Origin of the sequence: Acinetobacter zhairuonensis (assembly GCF_022601715.1) — a bacterium.
Lineage (GTDB): Bacteria > Pseudomonadota > Gammaproteobacteria > Pseudomonadales > Moraxellaceae > Acinetobacter.
Genome location: NZ_JAKVIM010000004.1, coordinates 22349 through 42500 on the forward strand (window position 1 = coordinate 22349; position 20152 = coordinate 42500).

The following is a 20152-nucleotide window of genomic DNA, read 5'->3' on the forward strand; positions in this document are numbered from 1 at the left end:
TTTTATTTGGTCTTGGTCAAAGCTTTTCGGCATGTCCTGCATCTGGACTTGTTCTTCAGTGAATTGCATACATCCTTTCCTTACAATTTCTTCTTAACTTGCGACAGCCGTAGCTGTTTGCTGCTTGGCAATTTCCTGATTACGCAGTAAAAAGCGCTGAATTTTTCCACTTGGGGTTTTTGGCAGTTCAGTGACAAACTCAATCAAACGCGGATAAGCATGTGCCGACAGGCGCTTTTTCACAAATAGACTCAGTTCGGTTTGTAATTCCGGACTAGCCAAATGCTCACCCGATAAAATCACAAAGGCTTTAATTACTTCTGTGCGTTCTGGATCAGGCACACCAATCACCGCAGCTTCAATCACTGCATCATGTTCCAACAGCGCGCTTTCCACATCAAATGGTCCCACGCGATAGCCTGAAGTGGTAATCACATCATCACTACGACCCACAAAGCTCATACTGCCATCGGCATGAATTTCTGCGGTGTCTCCAGTCAAATAATAATGACCGACAAACGGTGATTTACGGCTTTCTTCATAGCCACCAAACCACATCATTGGTGATTGGCTGATATCCACCGCCAGAATCCCCGGAGTATCTGCACCAAGTTCATTACCCTGTTCATCTACCGCCACCACACGATAGCCTGGGCTAGCAAAGCCTGCCGAGCCTGCACGTACCTCATGTTCTAGTGCATGATGGTTACAGACCACCATCCCGACTTCAGTTTGACCATAGTGGTCGTAAATTGGAGCATCCAATACTTGCTTAAACCAGCGGAATACTTCTGGATTGAGTGGCTCACCTGCGCTGCTGACCACACGGAGTTTGCCGCGTAATTTCGCCATTTGCTGCTGATCTGCCGCCATCATCATGCGATAAGCCGTTGGTGCACCTGCCAGATTATTCACGCCATAGTCTTGGACAATTTGACATAAGCTGTCTGGAGTAAAGGCGCCCTCATAAAAAATCGTTGGGTGTCCGAGCAATAACGGTCCAGTAATGCCGTAATACAAGCCATAGGCCCAGCCTGGATCGGCAATATTCCAAAATGAGTCCTCTGCTCTTAAGCCAATCGCATCTTGCATGTAGCCACCAAAAGCAATTAACGCTTTCAATGGTACTTTTAGCGGTTTAGCAGGTCCTGTAGTGCCTGAGGTAAACATCAACAAGAACGGATCTTGGATATTCATCATCACCACTTCACACTGATCAGATTGGCGGTTTACTTCAGCCCAAAAGCTATAATCGCCCTGATATAGCCCCGTACCTTTTTCCCCTGACACAGTTACAATTGCTGGGCAGCCTTCCACCTCATGCAATTTGTCGCGATTACCAACATCGGTCACCACCAGTTTGCTTTGTGCCAGCTGCAAGCGGTGCTCAATTGCTTTCGGACCAAATGCAGTAAACAAGGGTTGATAAACTGCACCTATGCGCCATGTGGCTAAAATGGTGATGATGAGTTCGGGGGTACGTGGCAATAAGCCCGACACGCGGTCGCCCTTGCCAATCCCTTGTGATTTGAGGAAATTGGCAAATTGACTGGCGCGTTGTTGTAATTCGCGAAAGGTATATTGTTCTTTACGACCATCTTTTCCCTGCCAAAACAGCGCAATGCGCCCCGGCAAGGCATGCCGATCACAACACTCATAACACGCATTCAGCGCATCGGTTGAACCTGATAAAAACCGTTGCGCAGCCTGTTGTAAATCAAACGTCTGCTGCGCTTGTTGATAATTTGAAGTCATCCTTTCACCTCAGTCTCAATTCTTGTTATTCACGACACGGGTTTTTATAGAGCGCATTCATTGCGCTCATGCATTTCTTTTCAATTAACTTTCTCGGGGTAAGTACTGCTGGATAATGCTGGAAAAATCCAAATGCGCATTCCCTTGTAAACACAACTGTTGATACAGTTGCTGCGCCAAGCCACCGAGCAATACAGGTTGCTTGACTTGGCTCGCGGCTTCAATGGCCAAACCTAAATCTTTTAACATCAATTGCGAGGCAAAACCGTCGGTATAACCACGACTTGCTGGTGCATTGGGACTGATATCTGGCCAAGGATTACAAATTTCCGAACTCCAGCAACGACCACTGGAGCTATTAATTACGCCAGCCAAGGCGTGTGAGTCAATCCCTAGACGGCTACCCAGTGCCATGCCTTCTGCCACCGCCGCCATCGAAATACCCAAAATCATGTTGTTGCAGATTTTGGCAATTTGCCCAGCACCAACGGCACCGCAATGTACGGTGTTTTTGCCCATAAAACTGAGGATCGGTTTGACTTGCTCATAAGTCGCGTCATCAGCACCAACCATAAAGGTCAAGGTCCCCGCTTTGGCACCAATGGTGCCGCCAGACACAGGCGCATCACAGACTTGAACCTGATGCTTCAAGCCTTCTGCCGCAACATCTTTAATGGTTTGTGGATCAATGGTACTGGAGTCAATGCATAAACTGCCTGCACGCATCACCGCTAAAATCCCGGTTTCCCCCAAATACACCTCGCGCACATGTTTGGCTGCGGGCAGCATGCTGATCACCACATCCGCTTGTTCTGCTGCGGCTTGCGGGCTGTCACAGACAATCCCGCCACTTTCTGCAAACTGCAGCAAGACTTTTTCACTCAAGTCATAACCCAGAACTGTTTGCCCTGCTTTGAGCAGGTTCTGTGCCATCGAACCGCCCATATTACCTAAACCAATGAAAGCTATCTTCATCGCGCTACTCCTTAGCGTAAACTGATGGTGGTATTCACTTCCCCAGCATCTTGGCTGTCTTCAAACCAGCGGCTGGTAATGGTTTTAGTTTGGGTATAGAACTGCACCGCCTGTTTGCCATATGGACCCAGATCCCCCAGTTTTGAACCACGCGAACCAGTAAAGCTAAAGAACGGTACTGGAACTGGAATTGGAATATTGATGCCGACTTGACCGATATCAATACGGTTTTGGAAGGTGCGTGCCACGGCACCGCTTTGGGTAAATAAGCCTACGCCATTGCCAAATGGATTGGCATTCACCAGCTCAATTGCCTGCTCCAAAGTATCGACACAGATAATCGCCAATACGGGACCAAAGATTTCTTCTTTATAAATGCGCATATCTGTCGTGACTTGATTGAAAATGGTCGCGCCAACAAAGTTGCCATTTTCATAGCCTTTAACCTGAATCTCACGGCCATCCAGCAATAATTCAGCGCCTTGTTCTACACCGCTGTTAATCAGCTCAATCACACGCGCTTTGGCACGCGGTGAAATCACAGGACCAATATCCGTATTCGGTTCATGTCCTGCATTCACGCTTAAAGTTTTGGCTTTTGCCACCAATTCATTGATCCAGCGTTGACTATCACCGACCATGACTGCCACAGACAATGCCATACAACGCTGCCCCGCAGCGCCAAATGCAGCACCGACCATGGCATTTAAAGTTTGTTCTTTATTGGCATCGGGCATCACCACCACATGGTTTTTCGCGCCCATCATCGATTGCACACGCTTGCCATGCTGACCTGCGAGGTTATACACATGCGTACCCACAGCAGTCGAACCGACAAAGGAAATCGCTTTAATGTCTTGATGGGTACACAGTGCATCCACCACCTCTTTGCCGCCATGCACCACATTCAGTACGCCCGCGGGAATACCCGCTTCAATCGCTAATTCCACCAGCATCATGGTCGACAGCGGATCTTGTTCAGACGGTTTCAACACAAAAGTATTGCCACACACAATCGCCATCGGGAACATCCACAATGGAATCATGGCAGGGAAGTTAAATGGGGTAATGCCCGCGCACACGCCAAGCGGTTGTTGTAAGGTATAAGTGTCCACTCCGCGTGCCACGCCTTCGGTATATTCACCCATTTGCAAAGTGCCGATCGAACAAGCATGTTCCACCACTTCTAAACCACGTTGAATATCGCCTTCCGCATCGGCTAAGGTTTTGCCTTGCTCTGCAGTCAGTACCTGTGCAATTTTCTTGGCATTGGCACGAATCAGCTCCTGCAATTTCAGCATAATGCGCATACGTGCCTGAATTGGGGTTTCTCTCCAGCTGGCAAATGCCGCTTTGGCTGAAGCAATCGCAGCCTGTACTTCTTCAGGCGTTGCAAAAGGGACCAAGCCAATCACTTCTTGGGTGGCTGGATTGATAATATCTTGCCACTGTTGTGTTTTAGACTCGACGAACTCACCATTAATCAATAATTTAGCAGTCGTTAGTTGGATCTTAGAAACCGTATTCATAACCTCTCCATAGGCTTTCATTTTTATTGTGTTGCTGCTGAACCCTACGACTTAAACCGTATGTTCAATTTGTGATTTTCAAATCAGACTAGCAAAGAAAACTTTGACCACCAATGCAGATTGGTGCACGATGGTTGTGCAATTTTGCACAGGATGTGGAAAAGAAAAAATGAAAGTGGATTGGGATCATCTACAGTTTTTTTTGGTTTTGGCGCGTGCCAAAACCCTGACCAATGCAGCGCGGATTATTGGGGTCGAACACAGTACTGTGGCGCGGCGGGTGCAGGCACTGGAACTGGCTTTAGGCACACCGCTGTTTAAACGTGAAGCCACAGGCTATGAACTGACGGTCGATGGCATGGCGCTGGTGCCTCGCGTCGAGCAAATGGAACAGGCCTTTTTACAAATTGAAAAACCGCAACAGCCGCTGGAAGGTCGGGTCAGAATTGGTGCACCTGAAGGCTTTGGCACCGCCTTTTTAACCCAGTTATTGGCTGAATTGTCACAACAATTTCCACTACTGACCATCGACCTGATTCCCGTCCCCAAGATGATCAAGCTGTCACATCGTGAAGCCGATATTGTGATTTCGATTGACCGTCCTAAATCGGGTCCTTACATCATTACCCGACTGACCGATTATTGTCTGAAAATTTACGGCAGCCAAAGCTATCTGGCGCAACATCCCCCGATTCAAAGCATGGAAGACTTAGCCCACCATCGCTTTGTAAATTATATTGATGATCTGATTTATAGTTCCGAACTGTATTGCTTGGAACGCTTACCGATTCCGCTGACTGCCAATTTCCGCAGCAGCAGTATTTTGGCACAACAAATTGCAGTGAATGCAGGTGCAGGACTGGCGATTTTGCCGCAATTTCTGGCGCATGATCAACCCAATCTAGAACAAGTGCTTGCCGAGCAAGTGCGCTTTACCCATACCTTCTGGATGCTGACTTTTGTCGATTTACAGCATGAACCACGGATTAAACTGGTCTGGGATTATCTGCGTAAACAGACCGATTTAAAACAACGAATTTTGATGGATTAAGCCGTCATCGCCAGCTGCATGCCCTCAATACTCGCCCATTTCGATACGGCGGGTCAGTTGTTCCAGACGATCGACTTTCTGATTTTGCGGCAAAACACGACACACCATTTCAGCGGTGTAGTCCACTGCAGTATTCGGAATAATCGGGCGAGTCTGACTGGCAGCATAATTCTGGCTACTCATTAAGGAACCATTTTTTTTGAAATTGGCAGAAGAACGAATGCTGTATTGTTCACTGTCGCAGCCCACACGGTATAACGCCAAGGAATAATCCCCCAGCTCCAGACCATCTTTTTCTTTATCATTTTTAATTAGATACTTAACCCAGTATTCGACCTCATTGCTCTTGGCATCAAGAACTTTGACCCGATTAAAATCGACATAAATGAATTGCGAGCGATCATAATTTGCATTGACAAAAGTCCAGTCGGCAGATGCAAATACACTCCAAAATAAACTGAGAAAACTCATCAGCACACGATTTAACACAATACTATCCCCCCAGATAGACGCAAGGGATTATAGCAACTCCATGGCTTGAATCACACAACAAAATCAACCTAAATAACTGAAATAATTAAATTAATATAATTTTTATTCCAAAACTTCCCGCACAGATTCAGCATCAATCTCATACTGTTCCACACTCCATAGCAGACTATGTGGATTATTTAGCACCCTGATGACAGACCATTTGTAACATGCTGGCAAAATTAATTGCCAGTTGTGTTGCCAAATGCTGCTTATAAATGACCGCCAGCCCAACCCTGGGCGCAGGATCGGCGAAAGAACGATACACCACCCCCTGAATTTGTAGTTGTTGTGAAGATTCGGGCACCATCGACACGCCCAGATTCGCTGCCACCAACGATAAAATCGACACGATTTGTGGTGCACTCTGACCCATTTTCGGTTCAAATCCCGCCTGCTGACAGGCATCTGTAATCGCATCATACAAGCCTGCACTGACACTGCGCGGTGACACAATCAACTCTTGATTGCTTAAGCATGCCACCTGTAACGGCTGCTCCCCATGTGCCAGATCACGGCGCACAGAAACTGCGGCAATTAAGGCTTCGTCCAGTAAATGTTGCATGGCTAAACTGGCATGAATTTGTTTGGGTGGACGAATGATCGCGATATCCAGTCGGTCTTCCAGTACATAATCAATCAATTTAAGTGAGTTGGCTTCTTCCAGTTTTAAACCTACTTTCGGATACTGCTGCTGATAACGACGAATACTTTCGGGAATCAGCGGATTCAGCATGGAGGTGCCCGTAAAACCAAGGCGCAGCTGCCCTACTTCACCATTGGAGACATGTCGTGCCAACTGAATGGCATCCTCCAATTGATGTTGCAGCGGTTCCACCGCTGTGAGAAAGGCTTGTCCAACTTCGGTCAGTACCACCCCTTGCGAAGTCCGTAAAAACAGCTCTGCACCAATACAATCTTCCAAATCGCGAATTTGCATACTTAAAGGCGGTTGGCTCATGCACAAGCGTTGTGCCGCGCGGGTAAAGTTTTTTTCTTCTGCCACGGTTAAGAAATAGCGGATATGACGCAGTTCAATATTCATATATCAAACATATATAGCTATAGACTCAAATATATTAGAAAGATAACCACACCACTGCTAGGCTTATTCTGTAATTGAACATAACCACCAAACCTTTTGGCGACTGGAAATTCAAATGCTCAGCCCTGTCTCATCAAGCCAAGAACTTGCCCCCATCCCACCTCACTCCGACTCTTGGATTCAATCAGGGACAACCACTTATTACCGTGCAGGGCTTGCCCTGTTCTTGGTCGGGTTTGCCAGTTTCTCTTTGATTTACTGTGTGCAACCGCTACTGCCTGCATTTACTAAAACTTTTGCGGTCAGTCCTGCCAACAGCGCACTCGCCTTGTCTCTCACCACTGCCTTTTTAGCCGTTTCAATTGTACTGTCTAGTGCATTTTCACAGGCTTTAGGACGTCGCAATGTGATTTTCATTTCTATGGCGTGTGCAGCCGCACTGAATATTTTGGCCATGTTTATTCCAAACTGGCACGCCTTCCTCGTGACACGCGCACTGCAAGGCTTTGTACTGGGTGGGGTTCCTGCCGTGACCATGGCATGGATTGCCGAAGAAATGGACCCGAAAGCTTTGGCACAAACCATGGGACTGTATATTGCAGGCACCGCTTTTGGTGGCATGATGGGACGCGTCGGCATGGGCATGCTGATTGAATGGATCAACTGGCAAACCGCACTGGGTGTATTGGGCATGCTGTGCTTGCTCTGTGCATTCGGCTTTCTATATTTACTGCCCCCTTCACGCCATTTTGTCGTAAAAAAAGGGCTGAATTTAAATTTTCACCTGCAGGCATGGTGGTCGCATCTCCGTCATCCCGCGCTACTGCGTCTTTATGTGCTCGGTTTTGTCTTGACCAGTATTTTTGTGACCTTGTTTAATTACATTACCTTCCGGTTAGATGCCGCACCCTACTTTCTCAGCCAAACCCAAATCAGCCTGATTTTTCTGTCTTATAGTTTGGGGATGGTGTCTTCATCTCTAGCTGGTCGACTGGCACAGCATTTTGGTCGGCAAAATATGGTCATTCTCGGCTTTATTTGTATGGGATTGGGGATTATCTTGACCTTGGCACAGAACCTGTGGGCGATTATTTTCGGCATCGCCTTGATTACCGCAGGCTTTTTTATTGCCCATGCCTTGTGTAGTGGTTTAGTCGGTGCAGCAGCCCAAGACAATAAAGGACACGCCACCTCGTTGTATTTACTATTTTACTACCTCGGTTCTAGCATTATTGGTTCGGCTGGAGGCTGGTTCTGGTTACATGCAGGATGGTTAGGTGTTGTACTGCTGGCACTGCTCTTAGTACTGGCAGGGATTGGACTCTGCCTTCTCAAGATTCGCTCGTCCCATCTCGCCTAAGTATTCTTCAGTGATCGTTCAAGGACCGCCTTACCATTATGTTACGTTGATTTATGGCACCCTTGAATCAAATAGGTCCAATATGCACATTTAAAACAAAATAGCGGGACATGAACAAATGCCTGTCTGCAAGCCACTTTAGTCGAGACTGGTAAAAGGATGAAAACTTGCGTGTATCGCCTAAAATCGCCTTAATTTTATATGGAAAAAGAGAATGGAGAGTGGCTTGGACTCAATTCAACATTCTAAATATTCGATCGTTCATTTTTTGGCTTGCATTCAAAACAACTTAATGTAAAATGCACAGCACAAGATGCCGGCATAGCTCAGTTGGTAGAGCAACTGACTTGTAATCAGTAGGTCCACAGTTCGAATCCGTGTGCCGGCACCATCTTACTTAAGCTCACTATTTATAGTGGGCTTTTGTTGTTTTTAAACCTGCATTTTTTATTTCTTCTGTGCCGTCACTTGCACATACTGTACTACGCCTTGTTCAGCAAGTTTCTGACATAATTTCGCAGTCATCTTTATTTTGACCAAATCTAGCGTCGTATATTGCTCGACTGAGTCTTGAGATATCGCCTGCTGCTGGATATAACCCGCAAAGCCAGCCAAGACAGGTTCAGATAAATCTTCAATCTGAATAAATTCAAATCCTGCTTGCGCTAACTGTTGCTGCAGCGAAATTTGATCGGGCAACTGTTTTAAATTCACATCCGCAGCTTTAAGTAGCAATGCCAATTGCATTTTATCCACGGCATTTGAATTCAAAAATTTCGGACTTAACATCAAGTAATGAAATGCTAAACGCCCTTTTGAATTCAAAACGGGAGACACTGCTGTTAAAAATGAATTCAAACTGCTGTGATAGGCAGCATCAATACACAACACCACATCAAAGTGTTGAGGAAAGGTGATCTGTTTTAAATTCAAAAAGGATTGGCAGTAAATATTTTGCGGCTTAGGAAAGATGGCTTGAATGCGTTGTACACATTCGGCTTGCAGTTCGACTGCGGTAAGGTGTTGGATCTGGTAGTACTGTTGCCAATGCAACACGCTTGCCCCTTGCCCGCAACCCAAATCCAGCACATGATCAGACGCAGTTAATTGCACACTGTCTGCCAGATGATTAGCAAGGGCACGGCAAGCCTCGGGATAGGTCTGCGCTGTGGCAGACCAATAGCCCAAATTGCTCCAAGCCAGTTCGCTGCTGTCTCCTAATAATGCTGCATTAATTGCATATTTATGTTGCGAGAATGTTGAGCGAAGCTGGTGGAGCCATTTCATGATTGACTTAGTAGCCGAGTTGCGGAGCAACCTCTACTTTAGGCTTTAAGCCCACGAACGGCAATGGTGCACCAAAAATCTCGGCAATATTCATGGCTGAAGTCACCGCAGATTCCAAGATTGGTAAACCGTCACACGACCAAGAACCACAATAGAACACTTTGCGATCGGCTTGCTTGTGTCGTTCTTGCAACTGCGTATTCAATGCCACAGTTTCAGAGTTCACCACCGCACGGGTCAAGGTCACACTGGAAATGATCTTTTTCGGATCAATTTCAGTCACAGGACGCCAAGTTTGGAACACAGGATTTTTACCCACAAGGCTTGGTTCAACCGCATTTAACCAGACCGTGAATTGCTGACGGGTAAACTTACGATCCATCATATAGCTCAATACCGCCCAGTCTTTACGCTTTGGTGGCATCACAGACGTGTCGGTATGAATGACCAATTGACCTTGTTCAAATTTGAATTGCTTCAGCAAATCAATATCATCTTTAAACTGATCTTGATCGAGGAAAGTGTCAATTTTGTTGGTTGGAGTGGCAATCACCGCACGGTCAAACTGGTAAGTTTCACCTGCAGAGTTTTCAACCTGCACTTTATCGCCTTGCTGTTTCACATGGGTAATGGCAGAACCACTGCGAATCTCGATGCCTTGAATCAGCTTATCCACCAGCGCTGGCGTGCCACCCTGCATACGTAATAGCGCATCGCCATCGGTCAATTGACGCAAGAAGGTCAATAATGGTTTTGCTGGCCAGTCACCAATGGTTTTCGGGTTACAGGTACAGATGGTGTACAACACTGGCATTACTGCACCGTGCCAGAACACTTCTTCAATATCGTTCTGGTTAATGAATTCAGCCAGCGTGATATCTTGATTGTCTGATTTAAAGAATTGTGAAATGGCGGTTTTCAGTTGCAACATGCCTTTCACTAAACGCCAACCGTACTGCTTAATGCCTTTACGGTTATTGATGATTGGGAAATTGCCAATACGGGTACGCGTCGTGGTTAACCACGTTTCAGTTTTGTCTTCAAATAACCAGCTACATGCCATATAAGTACGTACTGGAAAAGTTTGAATGCCTAAATAGGTGGCTAAACTTAAGGTATTTTTCCACAAATGCGGATTCATGACACGTAAAGGCGCATCAATCAATCCACCCTCAAACTCGGTACTGTGACTATCCATTCCACGGCCTGGTAAGGCTTCAAAAATTGTAATGTTATGTCCAGCATCTTTAAGAATTCTCGCGGTAGCCAGCCCAGCCATGCCACTACCAATAACTGCAATATCCAAAGTTATTATCCGTCAGTTACACATTAAGGAAATTATGTACCAAGGGCAGACAAAACAGACTATTAAAAAGTGCCAGATTCCGCGCTTTTAAAATTCGCTAACAAAATAGTTTAATACCGTATTTTTGATTCTATTTTTATGCCTATTTTTTAAATAAACTCTTTTTTTAAATTACTAATATTTTATTTTTTGTTTAAAATTAGTTAATTATATTAACCAATATTTTACCATATATTTTACAAACACAAGGAAAGAAGGTATCATACGCCACATAAAAATGATAATTTCATCACACTATACAAAGTAGGGCACTATGCAAATCTAATTCACAACATTGGTGTCACCCAGAACAAAACTTACAGCGCAAAAAGCCCCGATTCACCTCGGGGCTTCTTCTTTTTAGATTCATGCGAAACAACGAAAGAGTGGCTAAATGATTTAGCGCACGCGCTCTTCCACAGGGATTTCACCAAACTTGCCTTGGTTAAAATCTTCAAAAGCCTGAATAATTTCCTGTTTGGTGTTCATCACGAACGGACCATAACCTTGAATCGGCTCATTTAATGGCTTGCCTGTCAAAATCAGGAATTTGGCATCAGTCACTGCTTCTAGCTGAATCTGGGCTTCGCCATCATGGGCAAAAAGTACAATCGAGTGATCCAGCACTTTTTGATGACCATTCAACAGCATTTCCCCTTGTAGCACCACCACCAAGGTGTTGTGATCGACGGGGACAAATACCTGTTCAGTATGCCCTGCTTTTAAAGCAGCATCCCAGACATTGACTGGTGTAAATGTTGAAGCTGCACCAGCATGACCTGCATATTCACCTGCAATCACCCGCAAATGCCCTGCATCATCTGCAAAGTGAATGACAGGAATCTGCTCGGCTTGAATGGCTTGATATTGAGGTGCCGTCATTTTATTGGCGGCAGGTAAATTCACCCACAACTGTACCATTTCAAACAAACCACCTTGCGCTGCAAATTCGCTCGAATGAAACTCTTCGTGCACCAAGCCCGAACCTGCGGTCATCCACTGCACATCACCCGTTTGAATCGTGCCACCACCGCCACTGGAATCTTTATGTGTCACCGCACCTCGGTAAGCAATAGTCACCGTTTCAAAACCACGATGTGGATGAGAACCTACACCATGTTGTGCAGTCGTCGCTTTGAATTCATAAGGCGCAGCATAATCCAGTAACAAGAATGGGCTAATCGCCTGTCCTAAACGGTCATATGAAAACAGGTTTCTGACTGGGAAACCATCACCGACCCAATGCATATTTTGGTTACGGTACACGCCTGTAATTTTTTTCATTTCAAAACTCCTATCTCTAGGATTTAACATCTGGTCATGTTAAGTGTTTTAAAGTGTGATACCTAGCCAGCCAATGCAATACACCATTCTATTTTTAAAACAATCTAAACTAGATGCATCTTTTGTCGCAAAAGTACCAAATATAACAAAATACGATCAAGAAAAAGACAATCCTTAACAACCATACAGATTAAGCTCAAATGGCTATTTCCACCAAAACAACAAAAAAGTAGCCAAATTTAAGATTATGAATATTTTGGCGTAGACCACTTAAAAGACAGACAAGGAATCAGACCATGGGCACTCCCTATATTCGTTTAGAAAAAGACAATGCTGCCGTACTCTTAGTAGATCATCAGACAGGGTTACTGTCACTGGTACGTGACATCGATCCCGATAAATTTAGAAATGATGTGCTGGCTTTGGCTGATGCAGCCAAATATTTCAACTTACCCACGATTCTCACCACCAGTTTTGAAAATGGTCCAAACGGTCCACTCCTTCCAGAATTAAAAGCTATGTTTCCTGATGCGCCTTATATTGCCCGACCAGGACAGATCAATGCTTGGGACAATGCCGATTTTGTTCAGGCAGTCAAAGCGACAGGGAAAAAACAACTGATTATTGCGGGTGTGGTGACCGAGGTCTGTGTGGCTTTTCCAGCCCTATCGGCACTTGCTGAAGATTTTGAAGTCTTTGTCATTAGCGATGCTTCAGGCACGTTTAATGCCCTGACCCGCGATGCAGCATGGGAACGCATGTCACAAGCTGGTGCGCAACTGATGACTTGGTTTGGCATGGCTTGTGAATTGCATCGTGATTGGCGCAATGATATTGAAGGCTTGGGAACTTTATTCTCGAACCATATTCCTGACTATCGTAATTTAATGATTAGTTTTGATCAAAATCATCGACAAAAATAATGCCCTCATAGCTTAGACAGCAAAGTGATCGCAAAAAAATCCAGAACCTCAGTTCTGGATTTTTTAAATTCAAAGTGTTTTCGACTTAGATTTTACCAATCAAATCAATCGAAGGCGCCAAAGTCGCATCACCTTCTTTCCATTTTGCAGGACAAACTTCGCCTGGGTGTGCATGGACATACTGTGCCGCTTTAACTTTACGCAATAATTCTTGCGCATCACGACCGACACCACCTGCATTGATTTCAATAATCTGGATTTTCCCTTCAGGATCAATCACGAAAGTACCACGATCTGCCAGACCGTCGGCTTCAATCAGCACTTCAAAGTTTTTCGCCAACACCCAAGTCGGATCGCCAATCATGCTGTACTGAATTTTCTTAATTTCTTCAGAACTGTCATGCCAAGCCTTATGCGTGAAATGGGTATCGGTCGACACTGAGTAAATTTCTACACCCATGTTTTGGAATTCAGCATAGTGATCAGCTAAATCGCCTAACTCAGTTGGACATACAAAAGTGAAATCGGCAGGATAGAAAAACACCACCGACCATTTGCCATAAAAATTCTGTTCAGACACTTGAATAAATTCATCATTTTTATAAGCCGTTGCATTGAATGGTTTGACTTCAGTATTGATTAAACTCATGTGTAGTTCCTTAGGTTCAGTGACTGTGTTTGTTTAACTTGAAACCAAGCATAAGGAATTTAACAAAATAGGTAAAACCGTAGTTTTTCATAATTTTAATCGGTTTTATAGATTTAAAATTTAGATGAATTTTTCCTTTTTTATTCTTTTATTCGATACAAATAAAAATGCTGGTGACAGCCAAAGCCATCACCAGCATTTTGAAACTGCAGCAAAAATTACGCTGTAGTGTCGGTTACATCGATACACATGTACTTCATTTCTAAGTACTCATCGATGCCCCACTCTGAACCTTCACGACCTAAGCCAGACTGCTTCACACCACCAAACGGCGCAACTTCATTGGAAATAGCCCCAGTGTTCACACCGACCATGCCATATTCTAAAGCTTCGCCTACACGCCATTGACGTGCTGCGTTTTGGGTAAAGATATAGCTAGCCAAACCAAACTCGGTATCATTTGCCATCGCAATTGCTTCTGCTTCCGTTTCAAAGCGGAACAATGGTGCCAATGGACCAAAGGTTTCTTCCTTCGCCACACGCATGTCTTGCGTTACATCACGCAAAACTGTTGGTTCAAAGAAGGTCTTGCCTAAAGCATGCAATTGACCACCAATCAGCACTGTCGCACCGTTCGCTTTCGCATCATCAATATGTGATTGCACTTTCGCTACAGCTTTCGCATCAATCAGTGGACCTTGCGTCGAACCTTCGGTACGGCCATCACCCACTTTTAATTTTGCTACTTCAGCCACCAAGCGTTCGCACAATGCATCATAAATGCCTGCTTGCACATAGATCCGGTTGGCACAGACACACGTTTGACCGCTGTTACGGAATTTGCTCATCATGATGCCTTGTACGGCTTGCTCAAGATTTGCATCATCAAATACGATCACTGGTGCATTACCACCAAGCTCTAAAGAAAGCTTTTTAATGGTCGGTGCACATTGCTGCATCAAGATACGACCCACTGGTGTCGAACCTGTGAAGCTAAGCTTACGCACCACATCGCTATTACACAATGTCTGACCGACTTCAGCAGAATCGCCACTAATGTTCAACAACACATCTTGCGGTAAACCTGCTTGCAATGCCAACACTTCTAAAGCATAAGCCGTTAACGGCGTTTGTTCCGCTGGTTTCACCAACATTGAACAACCCGCTGCAATAGCTGGTGCTGCTTTACGGGTAATCATCGCAGCGGGGAAGTTCCACGGCGTAATTGCTGCGGTCACACCAATCGCTTGCTTGATCACCACCAAACGCTGATGCGCTTGCGTTGGAGAAAGCACGGCACCATCAATACGACGTGCTTGCTCTGCAAACCAACGGATAAATGATGCGGCATAAGCAATTTCACCACGTGCTTCAAGCAATGGCTTGCCTTGTTCAGCCGTGAGTAACTGTGCCAAGTTTTCCTTGTGTTCAAGCATCAACTCGTACCATGCCCACAACACATCGGCACGTTGTAAAGCAGTTTGCTTTTTCCATTGTGCTTGTGCGTGTTCAGAACGGGTAATGGCAGCTTCGACACCAGCACGGTCATAGGTTTTCACCCATGCCAGGCTTTCACCCGTCGCTGCATCTTGAACTTCGATATAGTCACTTGAAGCAGGTGCTTCAAGTGCAATATCAGGATGTGCTAATAAATATTGCAATCCTTGTTGAATCATGCTGATTGCTCCGCAGTTTGCGCCCCAACAGTCTCTGGAAGTGCCAGTGAATCAAAACCTTGTTTTAAGATGTCTAATGCTTGGCGGAATTGTTCTGTTGGAATCGTTAATGGATATAAGAAACGAAGGACGTTTCCATTTTTACCACAAGTCAACAACAACAAACCTTTCTGCATTGCAAAAGTTTGTACAGCTTTTGCGATGTCTGCATTTTCAACTTCAACAGCCACCATTGAACCTAATGCACGAATATCGTTCACGATAGTTGTTCCTGCTTGAATTTGCTTCAACACAGTCACTAATTCTTCACCCAATACATTGGCACGTTCACACAGCTTTTCTTCTTCAATCGCATCAATCACTGCGTGTGCAGCTGCAACAGCAATTGGGTTACCTGCGTAAGTACCACCTAAACCACCTGGGTTTGGTGCATCCATGACATCTACACGACCAACTACACCTGAAATAGGGAAACCACCGCCAAGGCTTTTCGCCATCGTGATCAAATCCGCTTTAGTTTCGTAATGATCCATTGCGAACAATTTACCTGTACGCGCAAAACCTGTTTGAACTTCGTCTGCAATCAATAAAATACCGTGTTGGTCGCAAATTGCACGTAAACGCTTTAAGAATTCAGCAGGAACAACGTTAAAACCGCCTTCACCTTGTACTGGCTCAAGTACAATCGCTGCTACATCATGTGCAGATACATCTTCACTGAAAATGTTTTCAACGCTTTCAATGGCCGCATCAACAGAAATGCCTTTAGACGCCACTGGGTAACGTGCATGGAATACGCCACCAGGCATGACACCAAAATCACGCTTGTACGGTGCAGTTTTACCTGTCATTGCCATGGTCATGAATGAACGACCATGGAAACCATTACCAAAAGTAATAATGCCGTGACGACCTGTATAAGAACGTGCGATTTTTACCGCATTTTCAACTGCTTCAGCACCCGTGGTGAAGAATGCAGTTTTTGCTTGACCCGCAATTGGAGCGCGCTCATTAATACGTTCAGCCAAAGATACATAGCTTTCGTATGGCGTCACTTGGTAAGCCGTATGCGTGAACTTAGTTAATTGTTCAGTTACTGCTGCGATCACTTTTGGATGGCGGTGACCTGTGTTTAAAACTGCAATACCACCCGCGAAATCGATGTATTGGTTACCTTCCTTGTCCCAAATCGTGGCATTTTCAGCTTTTTCTGCATACCACTGACACATCACGCCTACACCGCGTGGAGTTGCTTGCTGTTTACGTGCGTTGAGTGCAGAATGTTGAGTATCCATTATTTTTCCTCATTTTTTCATCATCAATTACAGCTTTGGTCTATGCATCCCTTCGCCTTATTTCAGGATGCTTTACAATGACTGCCTATGACTGTAATTTCGCGCGTCTTGGGTCAACTGACGAGAGCCACTTTTTAACTGTAGGAGAGAGCCAATTGCGTAGTTTGTTAGGCGATCATTTGTTACACCGTCTCCAACAGGATACTGAGGGTAAACTGCATCAACGTTTATTCCGCTGCTTAAGAGGCGCGATCACCGAAGGCGTGCTTCAACCCAAAACTCGCCTACCTGCTTCTCGTGATTTGGCCAGTGAAATTAAAGTCTCACGTAACACCGTGCTTTCCGCCTATGAACAACTGCAAGCAGAAGGCTATTTAGAAGCACGCACAGGTCATGGCACTTGGGTGGCAGAACACTTACCCGAAGTCTTTTTAAATACCACTCACGGCAAAAAAACCGAAGGGATTGCCAAAGCCAAGAAAAATGCCTCTTTATCACAACGTGGGGCACTGGTATTTGGTCATGCGGCAGCATCCCCCCATCAATGGGGGGCATTTGTGCCTGGAGCACCTGATGTCACTGAGTTTCCGCATCAGATCTTTAGCCGAATCCAAGCCCGTCTGAATCGGGAACCTGATATTGATCAATTGATTTACAGCAATGCCGGTGGCTGCATAGAACTGCGTAGTGCCTTAGCCGATTACCTGCGGGTTGCCCGTTCGGTGCAGTGCGATACTGACCAAATTATTATTACCGAAGGTATTCATCAAGCGATTGATCTGGTCTCTCGTGCCCTGTGTGATATTGGCGATCAAGTCTGGATTGAAGACCCTGCCTACTGGGGCATGCGTAACACCCTACGTATCAACGGACTGGATATTCAGCCTATGCCTGTAGATGCCGATGGCATTATTCCAGAACAACATCCTGAAAAGCCGCCTAAACTGATTTTTGTCACCCCTTCACATCAATATCCTTTAGGCTCGCACCTTAGTTTAGAACGCCGAAAACAACTGTTAAGCATTGCTAAACAAAATAACAGCTGGATTGTGGAAGATGACTATGACAGTGAATTCCGTTTTTCAGGTCAACCTTATCCGTCGCTGCAAGGTTTGGAGTCTGACTCTCCCGTAATTTATATGGGGACCTTCAGTAAAACCATTTACCCTGCGTTACGCATTGGTTATTTGGTAGTACCACGCTCGCTGTTTTCGCCATTACGAGTCTTGGCTGCGGAGCTGTACCGTGGCGGACATTTGCTGGAGCAACGCGCTTTGGCGGAGTTTATTCGTGAAGGACATTATGAGGCGCACATTCGACGTATGCGCTTGCTGTATGGTAAACGTCGTGCCTACTTGGTCGATTTAATCAATCGCTATTTGGGACCCGAATTTGTACATGAATACAATGATGCTTCGGGACTGCATTTGGTGTTGAAACTGCCTGAACACTGCGATGATGTCGGCATTGCATCCTCTGCCTTGGAACGTGGCATTAAAGTTCGCCCGCTGTCGCAATACTATATGCATTCACATGCACGCGCGCAGCGTGGACTATTGATGGGCTTTGCCTGCGTGAATGAACGCGATATGGTGATGTCATTTGGCGTATTACTCCAGTGCTTACGTGAAGCCAGTGTACCCACCATCCATTGATTTAATCTCTATCCAAAAATAAGAGAGCCTCCAATTGGAGGCTCTCTTTTTAACTTGCGTTAGCGAAAGATTAAACCAGCTCTTCTTTATGCGTATGAGCTAAATGCGAAGCTCTACGCTCCTTCCCCCAACCGAACTTTTCCGACAACAAGCCAAAGAATACGATAGTGCCAAACAATGCAGTGGTATAAATCACTTCTTTGAAATAGGTCCCTTCAATCAACATGGTGAGGATTGCAGCAATAATCGCAATGATGACTGCATAAGTCACATAAGGGAACAACCACATTTTAAAGTCGATTTGCACCCCTTCAGCTTCCAGCTTTTGACGCATACGCAATTGCGAATAGGCAATGGTCAAGTACACATATAAGGTCGCTGCACCCGTAGTCAACATGAAGAAGTCATACACATTCATACTCTCGGTGGCAGTCAATACCACTGCAATTACAGAGAAGATACATGACACAATCACACCCAAAGATGGACTTCCATGACGGTTGATTTTACCAAAACTCTTTGGCGCATCACCACGTTTAGACAACGAAAAGATCATACGTGAGCAAGTATACAATGCTGAGTTAAAGCAGCTACATACCGATGTGAGCACCACAAAGTTCACAATATGACGCGCTCCTGGAATGCCAAGGGCGCTTAAGGTTACGCTATAGGTACCCCAAGTTGAATCTTTCAAAAGTTCATTGTTATGTGGAATCAAACATACCGCAACAAACATTGAACCGACATAGAACAACACAATTCGCCAAACCACCGAGTTTGAAGCCTTACGAATTTCTTTAGATGGGTTTTCAGATTCTGCCGCTGCAACCGTGACAATTTCAGCGCCAATATAGGCAAACATCACGCCCAGCAAGGCAGTAATGACCGAGGATGCACCATTGGGCATAAAGCCTTCAGCAGTCAAATTGCTGATACCTGATGCAGTAGGATCACCCCAAGGCCACAAATGCATGATGGCTAAGCTACCAATTACAAGGAAGATCACAATCGCAATGACTTTGACCAGTGCAAACCAGAACTCAAACTCACCGTAATTTTTCACGTTCTGTAAATTGACGGCGACCAAGGCCACAATCACCACCACCATATAAGCCCAAATCGGGATAAACGGGAACCAATTATTTAAAATTTTACCTGCGACATAGGCTTCCCATCCCATGAGCATCGCCAAAGTACACCAGTATAACCAGCCAATTGAAAAACCTGCCCAACGACCAATGGCACGATCGGCATAAGTTGAAAAAGAACCACTATCAGGGTTTAGAACAGCCATTTCACCAAGCATACGCATGATGAACCAAACCAATAAACCGCCGAGTGCATAAGTGAGAAAAACAACAGGTCCAGTGTTGTAAATAATGCTTCCTGAACCGACAAAGAGAGAACCACCAATGACCCCTGCAATCGAGATCATGGTCAAGTGGCGCGACTTAAGCCCATTATTTAAGCCTTGGGAGCCTTTGGACTCAGACGTATTTTGATGTCCAGCCATACAATTTTCCTTAACATTATAGGAATATCGGTGTCACAGAGTGATTACACCCTAAGTCATCACTATTCCTAAATACTTGGTGAATTTGCCCAACCGCCTGAGGGAGAGGATTGTGCGGGCAAATCCGACGTTTCCGTATGCATACTTCTAATAGGCTTAATTTGTCGTTTTGGCACTCAAGAAACGAGAGCCATTTTTCTATAGAAAGAAAGAGCCAATTGTATTTCCAATGCACTATTTTTGTGCGTTTTTTATGATTTACTTCCGTGTGTTCCATCT

The 20152-nt window shown here is 45.2% G+C and carries 16 protein-coding genes and 1 tRNA gene; 5 read left to right on the forward strand and 12 right to left on the reverse strand.

Annotation, left to right across the window (positions count from 1 at the left end; all coding sequences use genetic code 11):
• Window positions 1-93 precede the first annotated feature (93 nt).
• The 3 genes from MKI85_RS04445 to MKI85_RS04455 form a co-directional block, all read right to left on the reverse strand.
• Window positions 94-1755, reverse strand: coding sequence for an AMP-binding protein (locus MKI85_RS04445; RefSeq protein ID WP_241625380.1), 1662 nt, complete (start codon window positions 1753-1755; stop codon window positions 94-96).
• Between the two features lie 84 nt (window positions 1756-1839).
• Complete coding sequence (gene mmsB, locus MKI85_RS04450; protein ID WP_241625383.1) at window positions 1840-2730, reverse strand: 3-hydroxyisobutyrate dehydrogenase; 891 nt, start codon at window positions 2728-2730, stop codon at window positions 1840-1842.
• Window positions 2731-2741: 11 nt separating this feature from the next.
• Window positions 2742-4259 carry a CoA-acylating methylmalonate-semialdehyde dehydrogenase gene (locus MKI85_RS04455; RefSeq protein ID WP_241625385.1) on the reverse strand — a complete coding sequence of 506 codons (1518 nt, stop codon included), beginning with the start codon at window positions 4257-4259 and terminating at the stop codon, window positions 2742-2744.
• A gap of 169 nt (window positions 4260-4428) precedes the next feature.
• Here MKI85_RS04455 and MKI85_RS04460 point away from each other — a divergent pair, with 169 nt between their 5' ends.
• Complete coding sequence (locus tag MKI85_RS04460) at window positions 4429-5310, forward strand: LysR family transcriptional regulator (protein WP_241625389.1); 882 nt, start codon at window positions 4429-4431, stop codon at window positions 5308-5310.
• A 24-nt stretch (window positions 5311-5334) separates the two neighbouring features.
• On the opposite strand, the gene MKI85_RS04465 is transcribed toward MKI85_RS04460, so the two are convergent.
• Together MKI85_RS04465 and MKI85_RS04470 are read right to left on the reverse strand one after the other, a co-directional pair.
• Window positions 5335-5799 (reverse strand): surface-adhesin E family protein, encoded by a 465-nt coding sequence (locus tag MKI85_RS04465; protein WP_241625391.1) that lies wholly within the window; start codon window positions 5797-5799, stop codon window positions 5335-5337.
• A 178-nt stretch (window positions 5800-5977) separates the two neighbouring features.
• Complete coding sequence (locus MKI85_RS04470; RefSeq protein WP_241625654.1) at window positions 5978-6880, reverse strand: LysR family transcriptional regulator; 903 nt, start codon at window positions 6878-6880, stop codon at window positions 5978-5980.
• 121 nt (window positions 6881-7001) lie between these two features.
• Between MKI85_RS04470 and MKI85_RS04475 the strand changes: the two genes are divergently transcribed.
• Window positions 7002-8246 (forward strand): MFS transporter, encoded by a 1245-nt coding sequence (locus MKI85_RS04475; RefSeq protein ID WP_348637229.1) that lies wholly within the window; start codon window positions 7002-7004, stop codon window positions 8244-8246.
• Window positions 8247-8561: 315 nt separating this feature from the next.
• Window positions 8562-8637 (forward strand) — tRNA-Thr (locus tag MKI85_RS04480).
• Window positions 8638-8693: 56 nt separating this feature from the next.
• Here the strand turns inward: MKI85_RS04480 and MKI85_RS04485 are convergent.
• The 3 genes from MKI85_RS04485 to MKI85_RS04495 all read right to left on the reverse strand — a co-directional run bounded on the left by MKI85_RS04485 (window position 8694) and on the right by MKI85_RS04495 (window position 12162).
• Window positions 8694-9533: an SAM-dependent methyltransferase gene (locus tag MKI85_RS04485; RefSeq protein ID WP_241625393.1), complete on the reverse strand. Its 840-nt coding sequence runs from the start codon at window positions 9531-9533 to the stop codon at window positions 8694-8696.
• Window positions 9534-9540: 7 nt separating this feature from the next.
• Window positions 9541-10839: an FAD-dependent oxidoreductase gene (locus MKI85_RS04490; RefSeq protein WP_241625395.1), complete on the reverse strand. Its 1299-nt coding sequence runs from the start codon at window positions 10837-10839 to the stop codon at window positions 9541-9543.
• Between the two features lie 438 nt (window positions 10840-11277).
• Window positions 11278-12162 (reverse strand): pirin family protein, encoded by an 885-nt coding sequence (locus MKI85_RS04495; RefSeq protein WP_241625398.1) that lies wholly within the window; start codon window positions 12160-12162, stop codon window positions 11278-11280.
• Window positions 12163-12458: 296 nt separating this feature from the next.
• Between MKI85_RS04495 and ycaC the strand changes: the two genes are divergently transcribed.
• Complete coding sequence (gene ycaC, locus MKI85_RS04500; RefSeq protein WP_241625399.1) at window positions 12459-13085, forward strand: isochorismate family cysteine hydrolase YcaC; 627 nt, start codon at window positions 12459-12461, stop codon at window positions 13083-13085.
• Between the two features lie 85 nt (window positions 13086-13170).
• Here ycaC and ahpC read toward each other — a convergent pair whose 3' ends face one another.
• From ahpC to gabT, 3 genes are all read right to left on the reverse strand, one after another.
• Window positions 13171-13734 (reverse strand): alkyl hydroperoxide reductase subunit C, encoded by a 564-nt coding sequence (gene ahpC, locus MKI85_RS04505; RefSeq protein WP_241625400.1) that lies wholly within the window; start codon window positions 13732-13734, stop codon window positions 13171-13173.
• Between the two features lie 218 nt (window positions 13735-13952).
• Window positions 13953-15410, reverse strand: coding sequence for an NAD-dependent succinate-semialdehyde dehydrogenase (locus tag MKI85_RS04510; RefSeq protein ID WP_241625402.1), 1458 nt, complete (start codon window positions 15408-15410; stop codon window positions 13953-13955).
• Entirely contained in the window at window positions 15407-16705 is a 1299-nt protein-coding gene (gene gabT / locus MKI85_RS04515) for a 4-aminobutyrate--2-oxoglutarate transaminase (protein WP_241625404.1), read from the reverse strand. Before gabT ends, MKI85_RS04510 begins: the two co-directional genes overlap by 4 nt.
• A 155-nt stretch (window positions 16706-16860) precedes the next feature.
• Between gabT and pdxR the strand changes: the two genes are divergently transcribed.
• On the forward strand, window positions 16861-18360 hold the full coding sequence (pdxR, locus tag MKI85_RS04520; RefSeq protein ID WP_241625656.1) for a MocR-like pyridoxine biosynthesis transcription factor PdxR: 1500 nt from the start codon (window positions 16861-16863) through the stop codon (window positions 18358-18360).
• 70 nt (window positions 18361-18430) lie between these two features.
• Here pdxR and MKI85_RS04525 read toward each other — a convergent pair whose 3' ends face one another.
• On the reverse strand, window positions 18431-19873 hold the full coding sequence (locus tag MKI85_RS04525) for an amino acid permease (protein WP_241625405.1): 1443 nt from the start codon (window positions 19871-19873) through the stop codon (window positions 18431-18433).
• Window positions 19874-20152: the final 279 nt, after the last annotated feature.